The following is an 18,436-nucleotide window of genomic DNA, read 5'->3' as shown; positions in this document are numbered from 1 at the left end:
GTGGGGACGATTTTAGACAAAATTGTAGACCAAAAGAAAAAGGAAGTTGCGGCATTATATGAAACATATACACCAATAAAAGAAAGTAGAAAGACACATTCACTCGTAGAAGCATTACAGCAGTTTACTGTTATTGCAGAAGTAAAGCGAGCATCACCATCAAAAGGAGATATCAATTTACACGTGGATGTACGAAAACAAGTGAAAACATACGAAGAATGCGGCGCAGGAGCAGTTTCTGTTTTAACAGACGGTCAATTTTTTAAAGGATCGTTTCATGATTTACAAACCGCAAGAGCAGAAAGTAACATTCCGCTTTTATGTAAAGATTTCATAATCGATACAATTCAAATTGATAGAGCGTATGAAGCTGGCGCAGATATTATTTTATTAATTGTAGCAGCTTTAACGAAAGAGAAATTAAAAGAGCTATATAGCTACGTACGAGAAAAAGGGTTAGAAGCAATTGTTGAAGTTCATGATGAACAGGAATTAGAAATTGCGATCCAATTAAATCCGCACATTATCGGTATTAACAACCGTAATTTAAAAACATTCGAAGTCGATTTAAGCCAAACAGAAAAGCTTGGAAAACGATTAAACGAGGAGAAATTACTTTGGATTAGTGAAAGCGGGATTCATTCAAAAGAAGATATTATTCGCGTCAAACGAGCTGGAGCGAAAGGTGTATTAGTTGGAGAAGCACTTATGACATCATCTTCTATTCGTACCTTTTTTGAAGATTGTAAGGTGAACATATGAAAGTGAAAATTTGCGGCATCACTGATGTTGAAACGGCAAAACGTGCTTGTGAATACGGAGCTGATGCACTCGGATTTGTTTTTGCAGAAAGTAAGCGGAAAATCAATCCAAAGAGAGCGAAAGAAATCATTCAGGAGATTCCAGCAACCGTATTAAAAATCGGTGTTTTCGTAAATGAATCAGTAGAAGAGATTCAGAAAATTGCAGATGAATGCGGGTTAACGCATGTGCAACTACATGGGGATGAAGATAATCATCAAATCAGAAGATTGAATATTCCGTCTATAAAATCACTCGGAGTAACTGCAAAGGACGATATGAAAAAGGCTCAAACATATGAAGCGGATTATATATTGTTTGATAGCCCAAAAGAAAAGTTTCACGGAGGAAATGGAAAGAAATTTTCATGGGAGTTACTCACGCATATGCCAAAAGAGTTGCGAGAGAAAACGATATTAGCTGGTGGCTTAAACGCTCTTAATATAGAAGAAGCGATTCGAACTATTCAGCCGTGCATGGTCGATGTAAGTAGCGGAGTAGAGACAGAAGGAAAGAAAGATGTAGAGAAAATAAAACAATTTATTATAAAAGCAAAGGAGTGTTCCAAATGAACTATGCATATCCAGATGAAAAAGGTCACTACGGTATATATGGAGGACGATACGTTCCAGAAACGTTAATGCAATCTGTATTAGAACTAGAAGAAGCATATAAAGAGGCAATGGAAGATGAAGCGTTTCAAAAAGAATTAAATTATTATTTAAAAACGTATGTCGGAAGAGAAACACCGCTTTATTTCGCTGAAAATATGACGAAGTATTGCGGCGGTGCAAAGATTTATTTAAAACGTGAAGATTTGAACCATACAGGAGCTCATAAAATTAATAATACAATTGGTCAGGCACTTCTTGCAGTACGAATGGGCAAGAAAAAAGTTGTTGCTGAAACAGGGGCTGGACAACACGGTGTTGCAACAGCTACTGTATGTGCCCTTCTCGGTTTAGAATGCGTCATCTTTATGGGAGAAGAAGATGTGAGACGCCAAAAATTAAACGTGTTTCGAATGGAATTACTCGGAGCGAAAGTAGAAAGTGTAGCGGCAGGTAGCGGCACATTAAAAGATGCGGTGAACGAGGCGCTTCGTTACTGGGTTTCACACGTGCATGATACGCACTACATTATGGGATCCGTTCTTGGACCACATCCATTCCCGCAAATTGTCCGTGATTTCCAAAGTGTAATTGGAAATGAAACGAAAAAACAATATGAAGCGTTAGAAGGGAAATTACCAGAAGCAGTTGTTGCTTGTATTGGCGGTGGTAGTAATGCGATGGGAATGTTTTATCCGTTCGTACACGATGAAGAAGTTGCTCTTTACGGCGTAGAAGCAGCTGGAAAAGGCGTTCATACAGAACAGCATGCAGCTACTTTAACGAAAGGAAGCGTCGGAGTTTTACACGGATCGATGATGTATCTTCTACAAAATGAAGAGGGACAAATTCAAGAAGCTCATTCTATTTCAGCAGGACTAGATTATCCAGGTGTTGGGCCGGAACATAGCTTGCTAAAAGATATTGGCCGCGTTTCGTATCACTCGATTACAGATGAAGAAGCGTTAGAAGCATTTCAATTATTAACGAAAAAAGAAGGGATTATCCCGGCGTTAGAAAGCTCGCATGCTGTCGCATACGCATTAAAATTAGCACCGCAAATGAAGAAAGACGAGGGGCTTGTCATTTGTTTATCTGGCCGCGGTGATAAAGATGTAGAGAGTATAAAACGTTATATGGAAGAGGTGTAAAAAATGGGAGTAGAAAAAATTAAAGCAGCATTTGAAAATGGCAAGAAAGCATTTATTCCGTACGTAATGGGTGGAGATGGTGGCCTTGAAAAATTAAAAGAAAGAATTCGTTTTCTAGATGAGGCTGGAGCAAGCATCGTTGAAATTGGTATTCCGTTTTCAGATCCAGTTGCAGATGGCCCAACGATTCAAAGAGCAGGGAAACGAGCACTAGATAGCGGTGTAACAGTAAAAGGCATTTTTCAAGCATTAATAGAGGTAAGGAAAGAAGTACAAATTCCGTTTGTACTTATGACATATTTAAATCCAGTACTCGCATTCGGAAAAGAACAATTCATTGAAAATTGTATAGAAGCAAGGGTAGACGGTATTATTGTTCCAGATTTACCGTATGAAGAACAAGACATTATTGCACCGCTTCTCCGAACGGCAAATATCGCTTTAATCCCACTCGTTACCGTAACGAGCCCAATTGAGCGAATCGAAAAAATTACAAGTGAATCAGAAGGATTCGTCTACGCCGTTACAGTAGCGGGCGTAACAGGAGTACGTCAAAATTTTAAAGAGGAGATTCATAGTTACTTAGAAAAAGTAAAATCACATACGAATTTACCGGTAGTAGCAGGGTTCGGTATTTCAACGAAGGAACATGTAGAAGAAATGATTACAATATGTGACGGAGTTGTGGTTGGAAGTAAAGTGATCGAGCTGTTAGAAAATGAAAAACGAGAAGAAATATGTGAATTCATACAGGCAACAAAACAAAAAGAAGAGGCATAAGTCTCTTCTTTTTGTTTTGCGTAATAAATGTTAAAATATACAGAAAATACATATAATATAGAGGGTGAGAAGGCATGCTAAGACGTAAACTACTATATCTACTTCTAACTGTACCACTATACGCTTGGCTCATTAGCATGACAAAAATAGAGTTGATGGCTCTATTTTTAGGATATGTATTCATCTTTTCCAACTTAAATCGCATTCAAGAACAGTCTATTTTAGAAATATGTCTATTTTCGATTAGTATAGAATTATTTAGTATCGTTTCGATTGTATTATTAAATGAATTATTCAGATGGATCCGTTCATTTGAATTAATGAAATTTGGGAATGTTGTATTGCAAGTCATATGTGCTTATATTGTGTTTGTTGTGTTAGACAAAATAATCAGGCAGCAGAGAGTTTTTCAAGATAAGAGAAAATGGAACTGATTCAAAAAAGGAGCTAAATGGCTCCTTTTTTAAATCTGTTGCAAAAACAATTGAAATTTATGTCATCTGTTATATAATAGTTAAAAATTGTATTTTTAATGAAAAGAGATGATAACATGGCCATATTGTTGGCACTTAACCCAATTATGATGATTTTCATTTGTTTATTTTTATTTAAACAAACGTCATTAAGGTCTTCTTTAATTGCTTACGTTGTGTCTGTTGGAATCGTTTTACTCTCGCCAACGTTTCAACTAGGGATAAGTGAAACTGTGCACGCAACGATTAAAGGTTCGTTAATTTGTTTTATTGTTGGGTACGTTTTGTTTTTCGGCATTTTTTTATTTCACCTCATGAACAAAATGGGGTACATCGATCAAGTAGCACGTTTTTTAGAAGAAGTTACGCACGATCGTTTATTACAAATGCTTCTTATGTGTTTTGGTATTTGCCCACTAATTGAATCAGTAAGTGGATTTGGAATTGGCTTTATGGTTGCAGCACCTATTTTTCTATCATTAGGCTATAAACCGTTTCAATCTGTACTGCTCTCGTTTATCGGCTTACTAGCTAGTTCATGGGGAGCAATGGCAACTGGTACGATTATCGGTTCGCAACTTATCAATATGCCTCTTACAACACTCGGTACAAATACAGCGCTATTAAGTATCCCGATGTTTGCTTATTTCGTCATTCTTTCTTTATATGTTGTTGGCGGCTGGCAGGCGGTTATTGAAAAGTGGAAGGAAGGATTCGGTTTCTTTCTATTATTTTCTCTTGGAATCTATCTTTCTAACGCATACGTAAGTGTTGAACTAGCAGGTATATTAAGTTCCATCGTTACCATTACATTTGGCTTTCTTATTGTTAAATTAAAAGGAAAAAACGAACAAAACCTAATAACAGAACATGCTGCTACAACGGAGAGAGAAGTATCTATTATAAAAATTATTAGCCCTTATATATTTCTAACAGTTTGTATTTTACTTTCTCGCCTTGTACCAGTATTCCATGACTTATTGAGATCATATGCGGTTCTTGATTTAAAATCATACTCTTACAAACTAGAGCTACTATATTCGCCAGGTTTTTGGCTAGGTATGACTTGTTTATTTACAATCATTTTCTTCCGAATTCCATCAAATATTATTAAACAATCACTCTCGCAAACGATAAAACAATGGATTCCCTTTGCGATTACGACGACAATGTTTATCGCCATTTCAGAACTAATGGGTGCATCTGGCATGCATGCATTACTGGCAAAAACAGCTGGTGAAACGTTTGGAACTTTTTTCGTTTTCGTTGCTCCGTTTATCGGCGGAATCGGTGGCTTTTTAACAGGTAGTAACGCAGGCTCAAATGCGATGTTTATAAAACTACAAATGCAAACGGCACAAAACGTAGCACTCCCGTGGCAATACGTTACAACACTTCAAAACACCGCCTCGTCAGTAGCGACAATTGCTTGTCCGTCACGGATTACACTAGGTGCGTATTTATGTAACATCCCGTATCGTGAAAATGAACTATTAAAGAAGACGACGTTAATGATTTTGGGTGCGGTGTTACTTGTAGTGGTAGAGGTTATTGTTTGGTATATGTTGAGAAATTAAAAATCCTCCTAACATAGGAGGATTTTTTGCACGATTGGATAATGTTTTAAATATGAACAGCTTCTACTAAATGAATAGGAGATGAAATATATGCCCCTAAAAAACTACGGCGTGTTAAAAGGTACCGTTATACAATCTAAGATCGGAAAAGGGAAAACTCCTCATTATCAAGTTCATTTACAAGGTGAAGCAGAAGTAGATTATCGTATTGCAATTAATGTAAAGTCGCAAAGTTACCCGTCAGAAGTTTTATATTTTGCAAGCGACAATATTCGGTCAGAAGCGATTCATATTTTACCGACGTTACCGTTTGGTTTTACAGAAATAAAAAACAATGAGCCGAAAGTAGCTTTAGATTATGTAAGAGGTAATGTATTTGATTCGAAACAAATGATTCCTTTACCTGCTGAAAAAGCAGGAGTAGACAATGATTTAAATGAAAAAATAGAACATTATATAAAACGAGCGATAGAAGAAAAAGCAATTATTTACGCGTTCGGTGAAAGATGGGGACCAGAAGAAAATACACCCGATTCTTACTTTCATTTCGAACCAGGAAACGGGATACACGATATTCACATGAATCAAGGAAATGTAGAGAAATGGAAAGGTGATGATGGCATATGGCAAGACGGAGGAATACTCATTCACTTCGAGAAGGAAGAAGAATGGATCGGTATTTTTCTTGCCTTCCAATCACAGTCATGGTGTACCGATGAAGAGGGACATGCTCGTGTGCCGGTTGAGAACTGTAATTATACAAATAAGAGGTTATTATATAAGTAAAGGCCATTGCAAGTTAGATGGCCTTTTTTGCATAATACAATTATTTACAATTGAGTTTACTTTGGTAGAATTGAATAGTCAGAATAAAAGGGGAGGGTGGAAATGAAAGAAAATAAACCGAAAGTTCTAATACTGGGATCTTGTCATATGAGTGAGCATGAAGAATTATTATCGGAAAAGAGGCAAGCCGAAATTAGAGAGCTTGTTTCTATCATACAGAAATTCCAGCCAACAAAAATTGCAGTTGAAAGTATTACAGATAAGCAGGATAAATTAAATGAGAATTTTAAACAGTACAAGATAGGTGCATACGAATTAGCATTAAATGAAATAGATCAAATTGGTTTTAGAATGGCAACAAACTTAAAGCATAAACAGGTATATGCAATTGATTGGATGGGTGGAAATGAAGTTACTGATGTTTGGGATGTACATAAATGGGTGAAAGAAAATCAACCAGATTTATTTGAAGAAATATTTAGTTTGGTACCAGAAATAAATTTAGCGGATACTAAAAGTGTTCTTGAGTTTTACCAAGAAATGAATAATCAAGAAGTATTTAATCAGCTACATAAGTTATATGTAAATATGGCACGCATTGGTGATTTCGGTCAATATGTTGGGATGGAATGGTTAACATGGTGGTATAAAAGAAATTTAATTATGTATTCAAATATTGTTCGTTTAATTGAATCAACTGATGAGCGTATTTTATTTATAGTTGGTGTGTCACATTGTTCGATTGTTGCTAGATTCCTTGAAGAAGGAGAGAATTGTGAGGTCGTATTAGCAGACAAATATCTGTATGAAGAACATGCATTTAAATAAAAGGGTATCCAGTTGTAATTGGATACCCTTTTATTTAAATAGAACGCCCTCCTCTTATTTTATAAAAACCAAAACTAACAAGTGTAGAAATACAAGAGAACAACAGTGCCACACTAGAAAACGCAATGAGATACATATTATACTTCATCATTTTTCCAATAAGCTGGTTACTATCGTACTGAAACAGTCCCGCTATTATATTGAATAAAAATAACACGATAAACATGACGATAATGCCGTCTATTGATCCTTTAATGTCTGGTTTACTTAAAGCGATATGGGCCGAAATACAAATAGCGATAAATAAAAATAGCCAAAAGGAAGGATTCAATAAATTGCTTATTGTAAATAAGCTTTTCAACAATACAAATGTTGAAAAGAGCATGTTTTGAACCATTTCTACATTAATAGAAGTAGAAGCGATTGTTTTTTCGAGAGTTGTATGAAATAAGAAATATGAATTTGGTACGAAATAGCGCATTAAAAGGATTAGTGCAGTAATACCGGAAATAATAGGACCAATTCCAATGAAGAAATTCCCAATTCGTTGATATACACTTTTTTGATTGTATTGATGTTGTACGTAACCTAAAGCACCTTGACTTGTATCTGTTGGAAAGAACTGCGTTGCTACAATTTTATGACGGAACAGCACGCACATAATGGCATGTCCAAGTTCGTGAATAGGAACACCAATCCAAGCCGTTAATAGGAATCCTTTTCTTCCGAAAGCTCTCGACCAATACATTCGTGTGAGAGATTCTAAATAACCTAATAGAAATCCAATTACAATGATAACACCAATTAAGGAAAATAATTGGATTACGCTTGTAAGGAGTATTTGAAAAATTGAGTTTAACAATTCCATTGTTTTTCATCCAATCTGTTAAAAATATTATTTATCCGACTTTAATGGGCAGTAAGACTCCCATCTCAAAATTCAGCGAAAGCAAAGAAGTTAGGTAGGGGGCGGGCTGCCCATAAAAGTCCGATTGGTGAGGGCTGATAATCAGTGGGGGATGAAGAAAACCCCCACTGATTAAAGTTTCACTTTATTCTGTTTCATAATAGCATTATTTTTCAAGATTGCTAACATATATATTTCTTTTGAAAGAAGGATTTCATAATCTTTTTCTAGTAGTCATGTTTTATGTCCCAAGTCATATATTGAATTTGTAACACCCTATATGGTATCTACTTAAGGGGGGGAATGCGAGAATGAAATGTCCGGCGTGTCATACAGAAAATACAGCAGAGGCAAAGTTTTGCGGGAATTGTGGACATTCGTTAACGGAGGGAGCAGTAGCGAGTAGTTCACAGGAAGAAGGTGAGCAACAGGCACGCGTAGCACAAGCGAAGGAAGCTCGACCAAATGAAACGGTAGAGCAAGCAAAGCAGTTTGCAAGTGACTATTTTCAGTTTTTTAAACACGCATTACAAGCACCGACAGCTATTATGAAAAGTGGTAAGGTTGAAGTACGAAATGGAATTGTAAGTCTTGTTCTTATTTGTTTTTTAGGGGCATGTATTTTTTATAGAATGATGAGTGCTGGGGCAGCACTTACGAGAACATTAGCGCCAGATTTATCTACTCCTTCTTTCTTTGGAGACTCTATAACAGTCTTTTTATTTTTACTCATTTTAACTTTATTTGTCGGATTTATTATCTTTGTAAGTGGAAAGATGATGAAATCTTCATTTTCATTTCTTGAAGTATTTGGTGTGTGGGGAATGATAGCGACGCCAGCTATTGCTATATTAGTTCTTTCTTTTCTGTTTAGCTTTTTATTAATCTTTTTCTTACCAATTTTATTAGGGCTGTCTACAACGTATATGGCAATTAGTATAATTGTAGCTATAGTAAAACTAGATAACGGCGGATTAGATTCTATTTATACACTACTTATCGCAAATGTTTTAATTGGAATTGCAACATTCATTGTACTGTGGTCTTACATTAGCACGATAATTCAAACCTTTACACAGGGAATAACTGGTCTCTAAAGAAAAGGTGGATGAATGAATGAATGTATGTATGTACAAAGTGTGGGACTCAGTTTGAAGATTGAATCTTATAATGTTGAACTGAATAAATCAAGAGAATAGAACATATGAAAAAGGTACAGTGCATAACTGTACCTTTTCTATGGTTTTTTAGCTGGACCAGGTTCTCTTGAGAAAAAGATATGAAAGAGGAATGTGACTTTGCTTGCTCCTCCTGATGTACTGGCTTGCACATCAGATAAAGAACTAGATGTTAAAGCTGCTTCGGAACGAGGCGGGACGACTATTTTGAGAGTATCATCTGATTCTGAGGATATAGTAACTGTTATTGTATCATCAGAAAAATTTATAATTTTCACAGTACCAACTGGGAAGATTGATTTATTGGCGTGTGATGCAGAAGAGAAGCGAGTGGCTTTCCAAATAGTTTGTGGGAAAGTGTCATTGTCAGATAACCAAGCGCGAGCGCTGTATAAAGTTGCACTAACGGTAAACTCTTGTTCAAGTGGAAGGGCGGGTTTTGGTTCTCTCGGTTCTTCTGGGAGCTGGACGAGAAGGCCGGCGCACATGTATGTTTCACCTACTTTCGGTAGTTACTGTTATAGCATATTAAACATGTTGTTTATAAGACACGACGGTTACCTATTTAGGCATAGGTTTGTGCACAAAATTTGAAGATGAAATTCTCTTTCTTTACAATGGAAGTAGGTGTTATTTCTATAAAATATGGAAAACGTAAAGAGTATGTAAAAAAGAAGGAGTGGTAAAGTGAACTATGTCATTATTGGCGGAGATGCAGCTGGTATGAGTGCAGCGATGCAAATTGTTAGAAACGATGAAAATGCAAATGTTGTGACGTTAGAAAAAGGTGAGATTTATTCATACGCCCAGTGTGGGTTACCGTATGTCATTAGTGGTGCTATCGCTTCAACGGAAAAATTAATTGCGCGTAATGTGAAGACGTTTCGTGATAAATATGGAATTGATGCGAAAGTACGACATGAAGTAACGAAAGTAGATACGGAAAAGAAAATGGTATACGCAGAGCATACGAAGACGAAAGATGTCTTTGAATTTCCGTATGATCGATTATTAATTGCGACCGGAGTACGTCCTGTTATGCCGGAATGGGAAGGCCGAGATTTACAAGGGGTTCATCTTTTAAAAACAATTCCGGATGCTGAGCGCATATTAAAAACGTTAGAAACGAATAAAGTTGAAGATGTAACCATTATTGGCGGCGGTGCAATTGGACTTGAGATGGCAGAAACATTCGTCGAACTTGGTAAGAAAGTAAGAATGATTGAGCGAAATGATCATATCGGTACAATTTATGATGCAGATATGGCGGAATATATACATAAAGAAGCAGATAAACATCATATTGAAATTTTAACGAATGAAAATGTAAAAGCGTTCAAAGGGAATGAACGAGTAGAAGAAGTTGAAACGGATAAAGGTACGTATAAAGCGGATCTTGTTTTAGTATCTGTCGGAGTGAAGCCAAATACTGATTTTCTTGAAGGAACAAATATACGTACAAATCATAAAGGGGCAATTGAAGTAAATGCATATATGCAAACGAATGTGCAAGACGTATATGCAGCTGGTGATTGCGCAACACATTACCACGTTATAAAAGAAATTCATGATCATATCCCGCTCGGCACGACTGCCAATAAACAAGGGCGACTTGCTGGACTGAATATGCTGGATAAACGAAGAGCCTTTAAAGGTACGTTAGGTACAGGCATTATTAAATTTATGGATTTGACGCTTGCAAGAACAGGTTTAAATGAAAAAGAAGCAAACGGACTACATATCCCGTATAAAACAGTCAAAGTAGATTCGACAAATATGGCGGGCTATTATCCAAATGCGAAACCACTTTACTTGAAATTACTATACCGTTCTGACACGAAACAATTATTAGGTGGACAAGTAATAGGAGAAGAAGGTGTAGATAAACGTATTGATGTAATCGCAATGGCACTTTTCAATAAAATGAGCATTCACGATTTAGAAGATGTCGACTTAAGTTACGCACCGCCATATAACAGCGTTTGGGATCCAATTCAGCAAGCGGCAAGGCGAGCGGAATAGCACTTTTTAAGTGCTATTTTTTTTCGTTAAAAGGGGAATCATCATTTTTGTCGAATGAAGAGGATTGGGAAATGGTTACATATAGGAAAGGGGATCATTAAAAATGTTTGCAACACTTCAAACCGTTCAAGAATCAGAAAAAGAAATATTACGTAATTTGTACGCACTATATCTTCATGACCTCTCTACATTCACTCCTAATATAACGATCGGGCCAAATGGATTTTTTGAATACGAAGATTTGCATACGTTTTGGGTAAATGATGGAATTACTCCGTATTTTATAAAAGTTGAAAATAGCATTGTAGGATTTTTATTATTGTTGGAACGTCCATTTTTGAAGAAGGAAAACGACTTTAGTATTCATGACATTTTCTTATTGAATCAGTACAAAGGAAAAGGAATCGGTAAACAAGTTATTGAGAGTTTGCTAAAAGAGAAACGAGGAAAATATTTCGTTATCGAACTTGTGAAAAATGTACCAGCTGTTTCTTTTTGGAAGAAAGTATATAGGGAGCTAAACATCGAATTTGATGAGAAAATACAGTTAATCGATGATGAAGAATGTCTCGTTCAAACGTTTGAAATATAATGAAATGGATTCTTTTAGTATATTACTTTGAAATTTAACTTTATTTTGAATATATCTTTCACCCTTGAAAACATAGTATGTATCGCTTATATTGTCATATAGTATTTATTTTAAAACAAAGCAATGAACGAACCAGGGGGCACAGTATGGCAATTAATATGAAAACAATCGAAGAATGGATTGCTGAATCAAACACAAGACATGAAGAAGACTTTGGACACGTTATTGAAGAGATGAAAGAAGTATGCGTCGGACTTGATAATGCGACATTAATTTATACGAAAAATGTATTTTGTTTCGGTAAGAAAGTAGAAGTCTTTTTCTTCTTCCAAGACCATGTCGTGATCGGACAAGAAAAAGACGAATATGTTGAAATTGAAAAATTAAAGTATGATGCCATTACAAATAGTAATTTAAAAACAAATGACAAAAATACAACGTTAGAATTAAAGTTTGCTAACGGACAATTTATCAATTTAGATAGTTTAAATGATAACTACGGTACGAAAAATTGGTTATTTGCAAGACAAATTAAAAGTATCTTTAAATTAATCTAGTAAAAAGCAGACCTCAAAGGGTCTGCTTTTTATTTCATTCCTATTACACAAAGGCATCCTCTTTCTTCATAACATTTCACATTTGTAAATCCTGTCTTATAAAATAGATTTATTAATTCTTCAGTCGTTTTATATTTCTCCATATGATATTGAATTTTGAAAGTTTCGGCTACTAATAAAAAAGATCCTTTCGGTTGTAAGACGCGAAATACTTCTTTTATATCTTGTTCCACATCAGGCCAAAAGTAGTGTGTTTGAAAAGCGGTTATGAGATCGAAGAAGTTTGTATTGTGAGGAATAGAGGAGACACTTGCTTGATGAATGATTACTTTCCTTGTTTTTACGTCCTGTATATTGGCTTTCTTTGAGTTTTCAACAGCTTGTTCTGCATAGTCAATTCCATATATTTTCCCAAACGGAATTCTTTTGGAAAGAGTATGTATTGTTTTGCCTCCGCCACAACCAATATCTAAAGTAATCGCATCTTTACGTATATGTATTTTTTGTAAAGCCCAATTTGTTAGTCTCGTATGTGCACTGTTCATAATACAAAGCATGGAAGAACCAATTGTCCCGCGAGGATTTTTTGCTTGCTGGATTAATCGTTGTAAAATGCTCAAGTTAAACTCTCCTTTTATGTAAGAATATATACTCATTTCGCTTTTTATAAATTAAGTCCTTTAAAAAAGCACGCCGTTCACCGGCGTGCTTCTAAATACGTAAATCCCCTTTTAACCAATTCCGCGCTCGGTAGGCTCCAACAGGAATTTGAATCAGTGCCGTTTCATTCCCAGCCTCTATCCCGTACAACTGATCACATGAATTTGTATCAAAACTTAGTAAAGGATGCCCAGCCATTCCCATTGCGGTCGCTGCAAAAACGAGTTTATGAACGAGTATACCTGCTTCCATTTGGTGAATGCGGTATCCTCTATAGCCTAATGCATTTGTATAATAATCTTTCTTTCCGACTACATGTAGGCAAAGTGGTACTTGAAAAAGATTTACGTTATCCATCGTCATACTAGATTGAAGGGGATAACGAAGATCTCCGTACCGAAGTGGTTGTATGGAATGCGTTTTACTGTTATAAGCGTAAGCGCCGTTTTCTATATCTGTTACATTATAGAAACATCCATATAATGAGACGCGCGCATTTTCATTTACATACTGACCATCAAGGTCGTTGTAATAAGGGAAGGAGAGGCTCGCTTCTTGTAGTAAAGTAGCGAGCTCGGCTGCATCCCATTTCGTTAAAATAAAGTCAGCATCAGGGGAATACCGTTTTTTGCAAAGTTGTAAGAAATCATAAGATAAACGCTCTACTTTTGGCAGTTGTACAGCGTGCACATGATGTTGAAAGTGCTCTTCATGAGCTAGTGTTTGGAAGTGTGTTGTCGATTCAATCATAGAAGCTTCATTTATTTTTGTTATCATCGGATATTCATCAACATGTTTTGACCGAATGAAATGTTCATGTGGGAGCGGCGGGATTTGTTGTAACAACTCATGAGAAGTAACTGTTTTATTTTCACGGTAATCATTGTAAAACCAATCAATTTGCGGCTCTGTGCTGAAAGGAAGAACAGCATACACGCTTTCTTCGCCTTCTGACAGTCCGAGTAAATGATTGATTGCACGATCTAAAAACTGAAAATATACGCCATTTGTGTAACCGAACTGTTTGGCACATTCAAGTAATTGTCCGATGAGAACACCACTATCTAACCCTTGAAGCCGATACGAAAAGTTATTGTATTTAAAGTAGTTTTTCCAAAACATAGTGGATACGAATGCAGCACCAAAACAAGAATGTAAGTTACAACGATTTCCAAGTGCTTCCGAAAGATAAGAATCGAAATTTCCTTCGCGTAGTAAGATAAGTCGGTGATGCGCGGCGTCGTAATGGTAAATACCGTCTGGATAATCGTCAATCTTTAAATATATATACAATTCATTTGGATATAAAGCACCGCCGGAAGGGATAGATCTTCGGAATAAAATTTTCTCGCTATTTAGCTGACATAATTGTGTTAAACCAAATGAGCACCAAAGGTAATGACCAATCTCATTCAAAGTAGGTGTAGTAGAAGAGTTAGGTAAAGATAATGGGATTTCTAAAGAGAGAGGAATGATAGGTACATTTCGATATAGTTTATAAGGGAGCGGTGCATCTTCCCAGTCCACTTCATGATTCGGCATAATTTCGTCTATAGAAAAATGGAGATGATGTAAAAAAGTATCCAGCTGCATAGATTCCCTCCTTTACTATGGAAATGGATGCGGATGCGGATTTAATTGTTCATTCGTTAAAGGTTCATTTGTATATCCAAGTGTCATCGGTACAGTATACACTCTATCCAGTCCTGTAACCCGAGTGAGATGGTGACCGAACGTCATCGGTAGCATGCCTGGAATAATGACTTTTACACAATGTAATCCGTTTTTTTCTATAAGAGGCACTGTTTGATTTACAACGATTACCTCAAGTCCAGATTGCCCTAGACGATTTAAAAGTTGATGAAGATCGGATGTTAAATCAAGATCAAATGATTGTAATCCGTTCATTTCTTGGAACGTTTGCATCGGAGCATCGTCACGTAAAAGAAAGTGGAGACGTTCTTCTGCTTCTTTCAATCCGTACAGCATACTGTGGTCTCCCATTTGGCTAACGAGATAAGGGTCTTGTAAGCAGTTTTCGTAGTGCTCTCTTTTTTGTTCAAGCTCATCGTCTGTTATAAGTAACATGCCTGCTATTTCGTGAATGGCACTCTTTAAAGCGCGGATTGGGTCTAAATGAGAGCCACCAGCACAAACAACGTTCATTCCATTTTCACGCGTATTTTTCGCAATTACCCATAGGCTTGGGATGCCGTGTTCCATCGTTGCGTTAAAAGCATGTAATTCATAACCGGTAATCGTGTATAGCCGCTGAATCATTAATTGTAATTCCGTATCATTTGCTGAACTAAGATCAAGGCGGGGAAGAGGTAATGCAGCATACCAAGTGAGCAAAAAGGCGTCACGCTCTACAACTTCTAAAATGCCGTGAAAAATTGCTTCTTCTAAACTACCACCAATGGCACATCCATTTGATGTTTCATATACGAAGGCATCTCGATGCCCGAGGCTATAATAAGCGATTGATTCTGGAATTAAAATTGGCCGGTTTTGTGACAACGAATATCCCCATACCCAGTTTTGTTCAAAGTCAGGATCAAACTGTTTAAATGGAAAACCATCACGATTATAATGTTCATTTGTATGCACACCGAGCGTAAGGGGATTTAGTGCATAATCCTCTAAATCATGAAAACTACCATGCACATTTGTCTTTTTTCCTCGAGGTGACATACCACAATATCGTTCTAAACCTTCTAAAATGGCAGTTGCTTCACTTATTGCAAATGAAAGAGTTCGGCCTGCAACCCCTTCATTTCCAAACATTAATGGCATGTTTATAATAACGTCAGCAAATGGTAATAAAGAATGCTGCATTTTTCCGTTCAACATACCGACTCGGTAATCTAAATAGTCCTTCGTTAAAAATGTGTTTAGTTCATGAATGGAACGACAGCGATATGTTGCATCACTTGTTTTTAAGCTCGGTTGTAATGAAATCGCTGCTGCATCTGCTGTGTCATCAGGTAAATTACTACATACAGGGCAGAGCGGATCTGGAAGAAAAGAATGCCGCGTACATTGCAGCGTTTGTAAGTTTAGTAAAATGAGTTCATTTTCTAAAGAAGAATGAGTATGAGTTAATATTTTCTCTGTTTCTGCGCAAATAAGATGGCACATTTGCAGAATACCATTTTGGGTGGCACGTACATCCCGCCTCGTTACGTTTTCTTCCTTTACCGCATATTTTCGTTGTAGCTCCCACATTTCTTTTTGATCAAATCCAGCGATAAAGCGTCGTCCATCGGCACAATGAGTACATCCTGCTGCAAGAGGATGAATATAAGGACCGATAACCCCTTCACCAAATGAAGTAAAACCACGTAGCCACGGAATATGATTTGACCGGAAAGTTAGCTCAGCGTCATGATGAATCGTAGAAGGAGAGCCGTCGTGTAATACGAGAGCGAGGTCGATATTTTCAGGGATTTCGTCTGCAATTGTGTGTTGGCGAATGATGGAATATTGTTTGCATAATTGATCATGTACATAGTCTGCAAGAACGCCATCTCCTATAAGTAATATATTTTGAGTCATAGACCGTCCTCCTTTGCAATTAATACCCCGTACACACCATCTAAGTTCTCTTTCAAAAATGGTTCGATAGCTAAATCAAACACGAATGGATAAAAATTATGTTCTTCTAAATGTTGCAAGGCAAGCTGTACAGATTGCGTGCTTGGAATTTCTTCTTCCGCTTGTATTTCTAATCTAAAAGAATCTGTGTCATATAAAATAATAGAGGATTCCGGCAAGATATTAGCTCTGTATGGAGTCTCTTCATTTTGAATATGAAGAAGGGATAGTTGTAGTGCGTTTCGTAACGCTAACGTTGTATTAATATTAGATGCGCCGTACCATCGATCATTTATACCGACCCAAACGACTGGAAAACTGAGAATCTCTTCACTTACCGCTATTTTAGGTGTTTCATGAATTGTAGCGAGAGCATCGTAATAAAATCTACAATGTTTATCATGAATTTCGGTTAAATCGACCGTCGTAATTTCTTCTAGCATATGTGAATGCCGCTCATACAATTTATTATTTAAATGTTGTTGTAGCGCCCGGTATACACCTTCTGTCATCGTTTCCCCAGCGCCAATACCGATATCGTTATGTTCAGGAATAAGGCGGTGCATAATTTCTGTTACATATGTTTCAATTCCTGCTAAACCAGCTTCTCGGCGCGCTTCGTTATGAGTCAAACCAGCGCAAATCATAAGAGGCAGGAGGGAAGCTGGACCATCTGATAGCGGTGTAGCTACTTGAATATTACATTGTGATAATGGTAATTGATATAAATCTTGTTCATCCCATACATGGAATATACCAGCTTCTTTAGAAGTTAATGAATCGAAAAAACGGAATAATTCAGTTGAAGTATGTTGGCTAGACCGATGCTCAAGTTGTTCAGAAAAGTCTTCTATCGTATCAATTGTAAAACTTTCATCAGTTGCGAGAGGGTGTTTTATAAAAGGATGCCATGCTCCTTCGAGTGTTTCATAATTTAATAAAAAGAATTGAGGTTCTTTTTCTCGGTAAGAATCATTAGCAACGTGCTTAAATAATTCAAAAACGATTATATTTGCTAGCATTGCAGATGTAATAGGGGAGAAGGCGGCTGATGAATTTTCATTTTGTAAAGTCGTTTCATGTAGCCGATGCCATGCGGATTCCCAGCATTCTTCACGATTAGCCATTACGACAGGACCAGCTATACCAAGTGTTGATAAACAAACGGCTGGTATGAAGTTCTTTCCTACTTCCTTGCAAATCGTGTGAGCTGCTCTTAGGCCATCAATATCTCCATTTTGAGAAACGTACAAAATCCAGTCGAAAGGCTCGAACACTTCATGCAGAGGACGATCAATTGTCGTGTCTATTTCTTGAACAAGTACAGTATTATCTACTTCATGTGCAAGTTCTATTAGCTCATGAATGCGGTCGTAATTCGTTTCTTCATAATCTGTCACAAGGTAATGAAAGGTAGGTAATCCGGATTCTAATAAAGAAGAAACTAAGGAAGTAAGCATATCTCCAGAACCAATTATAAGGACATTCCCTTTGCGGTACGTTTCGAATTTTAATGCGCCTGAATGAGAATCTGCTTCTAGAAATTCAATTTGCGAAGCGTATCTATCAAGCAATGCACTGTTTAATTCATGAGGTGCGTCTTGACTTACATCACGGACAAACCCATTTGTATATAAAATCTCTCCAATTTCAAACACACGATTTTGATAGGGAAGAGGGAGACCATCCGTTATTTCTGCTAAAGAATAATTACCGTTAAACATCGGCATTAATTTTTCAATCCAATTATAAATTCCATCACCGTCCATACGAAATGAACTGGCGTTATTTCGAAAATAGACACCCCCGTTTGAGTCGGGGAGGAAGAAAGTATCCTTATTTGCTTTCAATTTTGCATGAATTGGAAGGTTACTCATTTTAATCCTCCTTACGTTATAGGCATACATTATTAGCTT

General features: G+C 36.8%; 18 protein-coding genes. 12 read left to right on the top strand and 6 right to left on the bottom strand.

Annotated features, from left to right (window positions below; all coding sequences use genetic code 11):
- The 8 genes from trpC to AC0NJG_RS19375 all read left to right on the top strand — a co-directional run bounded on the left by trpC (position 1) and on the right by AC0NJG_RS19375 (position 7,007).
- Positions 1-762 (top strand): indole-3-glycerol phosphate synthase TrpC, encoded by a 762-nt coding sequence (trpC, locus tag AC0NJG_RS19410; protein WP_088327842.1) that lies wholly within the window; start codon positions 1-3, stop codon positions 760-762.
- Positions 759-1,373: a phosphoribosylanthranilate isomerase gene (locus AC0NJG_RS19405; RefSeq protein WP_087951699.1), complete on the top strand. Its 615-nt coding sequence runs from the start codon at positions 759-761 to the stop codon at positions 1,371-1,373. The genes trpC and AC0NJG_RS19405 overlap by 4 nt, the downstream gene beginning before the upstream one ends.
- Entirely contained in the window at positions 1,370-2,563 is a 1,194-nt protein-coding gene (trpB, locus tag AC0NJG_RS19400; RefSeq protein ID WP_087951700.1) for a tryptophan synthase subunit beta, read from the top strand. Before AC0NJG_RS19405 ends, trpB begins: the two co-directional genes overlap by 4 nt.
- 3 nt (positions 2,564-2,566) lie before the next feature.
- Positions 2,567-3,343, top strand: coding sequence for a tryptophan synthase subunit alpha (trpA, locus tag AC0NJG_RS19395; RefSeq protein ID WP_087951701.1), 777 nt, complete (start codon positions 2,567-2,569; stop codon positions 3,341-3,343).
- Between the two features lie 74 nt (positions 3,344-3,417).
- Positions 3,418-3,777 (top strand): DUF4029 domain-containing protein, encoded by a 360-nt coding sequence (locus AC0NJG_RS19390; RefSeq protein ID WP_088327841.1) that lies wholly within the window; start codon positions 3,418-3,420, stop codon positions 3,775-3,777.
- 116 nt (positions 3,778-3,893) lie between these two features.
- On the top strand, positions 3,894-5,393 hold the full coding sequence (locus tag AC0NJG_RS19385) for an L-lactate permease (protein WP_474063317.1): 1,500 nt from the start codon (positions 3,894-3,896) through the stop codon (positions 5,391-5,393).
- 90 nt (positions 5,394-5,483) lie between these two features.
- Positions 5,484-6,179, top strand: a complete 696-nt coding sequence (locus AC0NJG_RS19380) for a DUF2278 family protein (protein ID WP_087951704.1) — start codon at positions 5,484-5,486, stop codon at positions 6,177-6,179.
- 102 nt (positions 6,180-6,281) lie between these two features.
- Positions 6,282-7,007, top strand: coding sequence for a DUF5694 domain-containing protein (locus AC0NJG_RS19375; protein WP_087951705.1), 726 nt, complete (start codon positions 6,282-6,284; stop codon positions 7,005-7,007).
- 34 nt (positions 7,008-7,041) lie between these two features.
- Here AC0NJG_RS19375 and AC0NJG_RS19370 read toward each other — a convergent pair whose 3' ends face one another.
- Entirely contained in the window at positions 7,042-7,875 is an 834-nt protein-coding gene (locus tag AC0NJG_RS19370; protein WP_087951706.1) for a hypothetical protein, read from the bottom strand.
- 350 nt (positions 7,876-8,225) lie between these two features.
- Between AC0NJG_RS19370 and AC0NJG_RS19365 the strand changes: the two genes are divergently transcribed.
- Entirely contained in the window at positions 8,226-9,011 is a 786-nt protein-coding gene (locus AC0NJG_RS19365; protein ID WP_474063316.1) for a zinc ribbon domain-containing protein, read from the top strand.
- 140 nt (positions 9,012-9,151) lie between these two features.
- Here AC0NJG_RS19365 and AC0NJG_RS19360 read toward each other — a convergent pair whose 3' ends face one another.
- Positions 9,152-9,580, bottom strand: coding sequence for a hypothetical protein (locus AC0NJG_RS19360; protein ID WP_074567599.1), 429 nt, complete (start codon positions 9,578-9,580; stop codon positions 9,152-9,154).
- 199 nt (positions 9,581-9,779) lie between these two features.
- On the opposite strand from AC0NJG_RS19360, the gene AC0NJG_RS19355 reads away from it, so the two are divergent.
- From AC0NJG_RS19355 to AC0NJG_RS19345, 3 genes are all read left to right on the top strand, one after another.
- Positions 9,780-11,114 (top strand): FAD-dependent oxidoreductase, encoded by a 1,335-nt coding sequence (locus AC0NJG_RS19355; RefSeq protein WP_087951708.1) that lies wholly within the window; start codon positions 9,780-9,782, stop codon positions 11,112-11,114.
- 103 nt (positions 11,115-11,217) lie between these two features.
- Positions 11,218-11,706 (top strand): GNAT family N-acetyltransferase, encoded by a 489-nt coding sequence (locus AC0NJG_RS19350; protein WP_474063315.1) that lies wholly within the window; start codon positions 11,218-11,220, stop codon positions 11,704-11,706.
- A gap of 146 nt (positions 11,707-11,852) precedes the next feature.
- Entirely contained in the window at positions 11,853-12,263 is a 411-nt protein-coding gene (locus AC0NJG_RS19345) for a DUF3908 family protein (protein ID WP_474063314.1), read from the top strand.
- A gap of 29 nt (positions 12,264-12,292) precedes the next feature.
- Here the strand turns inward: AC0NJG_RS19345 and AC0NJG_RS19340 are convergent, their stop codons facing one another.
- From AC0NJG_RS19340 to AC0NJG_RS19325, 4 genes are all read right to left on the bottom strand, one after another.
- Positions 12,293-12,883, bottom strand: coding sequence for a class I SAM-dependent methyltransferase (locus AC0NJG_RS19340; RefSeq protein ID WP_087994550.1), 591 nt, complete (start codon positions 12,881-12,883; stop codon positions 12,293-12,295).
- Between the two features lie 91 nt (positions 12,884-12,974).
- Positions 12,975-14,516 carry a SagB family peptide dehydrogenase gene (locus AC0NJG_RS19335; protein ID WP_474063313.1) on the bottom strand — a complete coding sequence of 514 codons (1,542 nt, stop codon included), beginning with the start codon at positions 14,514-14,516 and terminating at the stop codon, positions 12,975-12,977.
- A 15-nt stretch (positions 14,517-14,531) separates the two neighbouring features.
- Positions 14,532-16,481 (bottom strand): TOMM precursor leader peptide-binding protein, encoded by a 1,950-nt coding sequence (locus tag AC0NJG_RS19330; protein ID WP_087994548.1) that lies wholly within the window; start codon positions 16,479-16,481, stop codon positions 14,532-14,534.
- Positions 16,478-18,397: a putative thiazole-containing bacteriocin maturation protein gene (locus tag AC0NJG_RS19325; RefSeq protein WP_474063312.1), complete on the bottom strand. Its 1,920-nt coding sequence runs from the start codon at positions 18,395-18,397 to the stop codon at positions 16,478-16,480. The genes AC0NJG_RS19330 and AC0NJG_RS19325 overlap by 4 nt, the downstream gene beginning before the upstream one ends.
- Positions 18,398-18,436: the final 39 nt, after the last annotated feature.

Source organism: Bacillus sp. SSR7 (genome assembly GCF_055902415.1).
This window is presented reverse-complemented; position numbering and strand designations above follow the sequence as displayed.

Excerpts from the sequence above, each read along its gene's own strand:
- AC0NJG_RS19405 (WP_087951699.1), top strand. The coding sequence starts at position 759 with ATGAAAGTGAAAATTTGCGGCATCACTGATGTTGAAACGGCAAAACGT.
- trpB (WP_087951700.1), top strand. The coding sequence starts at position 1,370 with ATGAACTATGCATATCCAGATGAAAAAGGTCACTACGGTATATATGGA.
- trpA (WP_087951701.1), top strand. The coding sequence starts at position 2,567 with ATGGGAGTAGAAAAAATTAAAGCAGCATTTGAAAATGGCAAGAAAGCA.
- AC0NJG_RS19390 (WP_088327841.1), top strand. The coding sequence starts at position 3,418 with ATGCTAAGACGTAAACTACTATATCTACTTCTAACTGTACCACTATAC.
- AC0NJG_RS19385 (WP_474063317.1), top strand. The coding sequence starts at position 3,894 with ATGGCCATATTGTTGGCACTTAACCCAATTATGATGATTTTCATTTGT.
- AC0NJG_RS19380 (WP_087951704.1), top strand. The coding sequence starts at position 5,484 with ATGCCCCTAAAAAACTACGGCGTGTTAAAAGGTACCGTTATACAATCT.
- AC0NJG_RS19375 (WP_087951705.1), top strand. The coding sequence starts at position 6,282 with ATGAAAGAAAATAAACCGAAAGTTCTAATACTGGGATCTTGTCATATG.
- AC0NJG_RS19370 (WP_087951706.1), bottom strand. The coding sequence starts at position 7,875 with ATGGAATTGTTAAACTCAATTTTTCAAATACTCCTTACAAGCGTAATC.
- AC0NJG_RS19365 (WP_474063316.1), top strand. The coding sequence starts at position 8,226 with ATGAAATGTCCGGCGTGTCATACAGAAAATACAGCAGAGGCAAAGTTT.
- AC0NJG_RS19360 (WP_074567599.1), bottom strand. The coding sequence starts at position 9,580 with ATGTGCGCCGGCCTTCTCGTCCAGCTCCCAGAAGAACCGAGAGAACCA.
- AC0NJG_RS19350 (WP_474063315.1), top strand. The coding sequence starts at position 11,218 with ATGTTTGCAACACTTCAAACCGTTCAAGAATCAGAAAAAGAAATATTA.
- AC0NJG_RS19345 (WP_474063314.1), top strand. The coding sequence starts at position 11,853 with ATGGCAATTAATATGAAAACAATCGAAGAATGGATTGCTGAATCAAAC.
- AC0NJG_RS19335 (WP_474063313.1), bottom strand. The coding sequence starts at position 14,516 with ATGCAGCTGGATACTTTTTTACATCATCTCCATTTTTCTATAGACGAA.
- AC0NJG_RS19330 (WP_087994548.1), bottom strand. The coding sequence starts at position 16,481 with ATGACTCAAAATATATTACTTATAGGAGATGGCGTTCTTGCAGACTAT.
- AC0NJG_RS19325 (WP_474063312.1), bottom strand. The coding sequence starts at position 18,397 with ATGAGTAACCTTCCAATTCATGCAAAATTGAAAGCAAATAAGGATACT.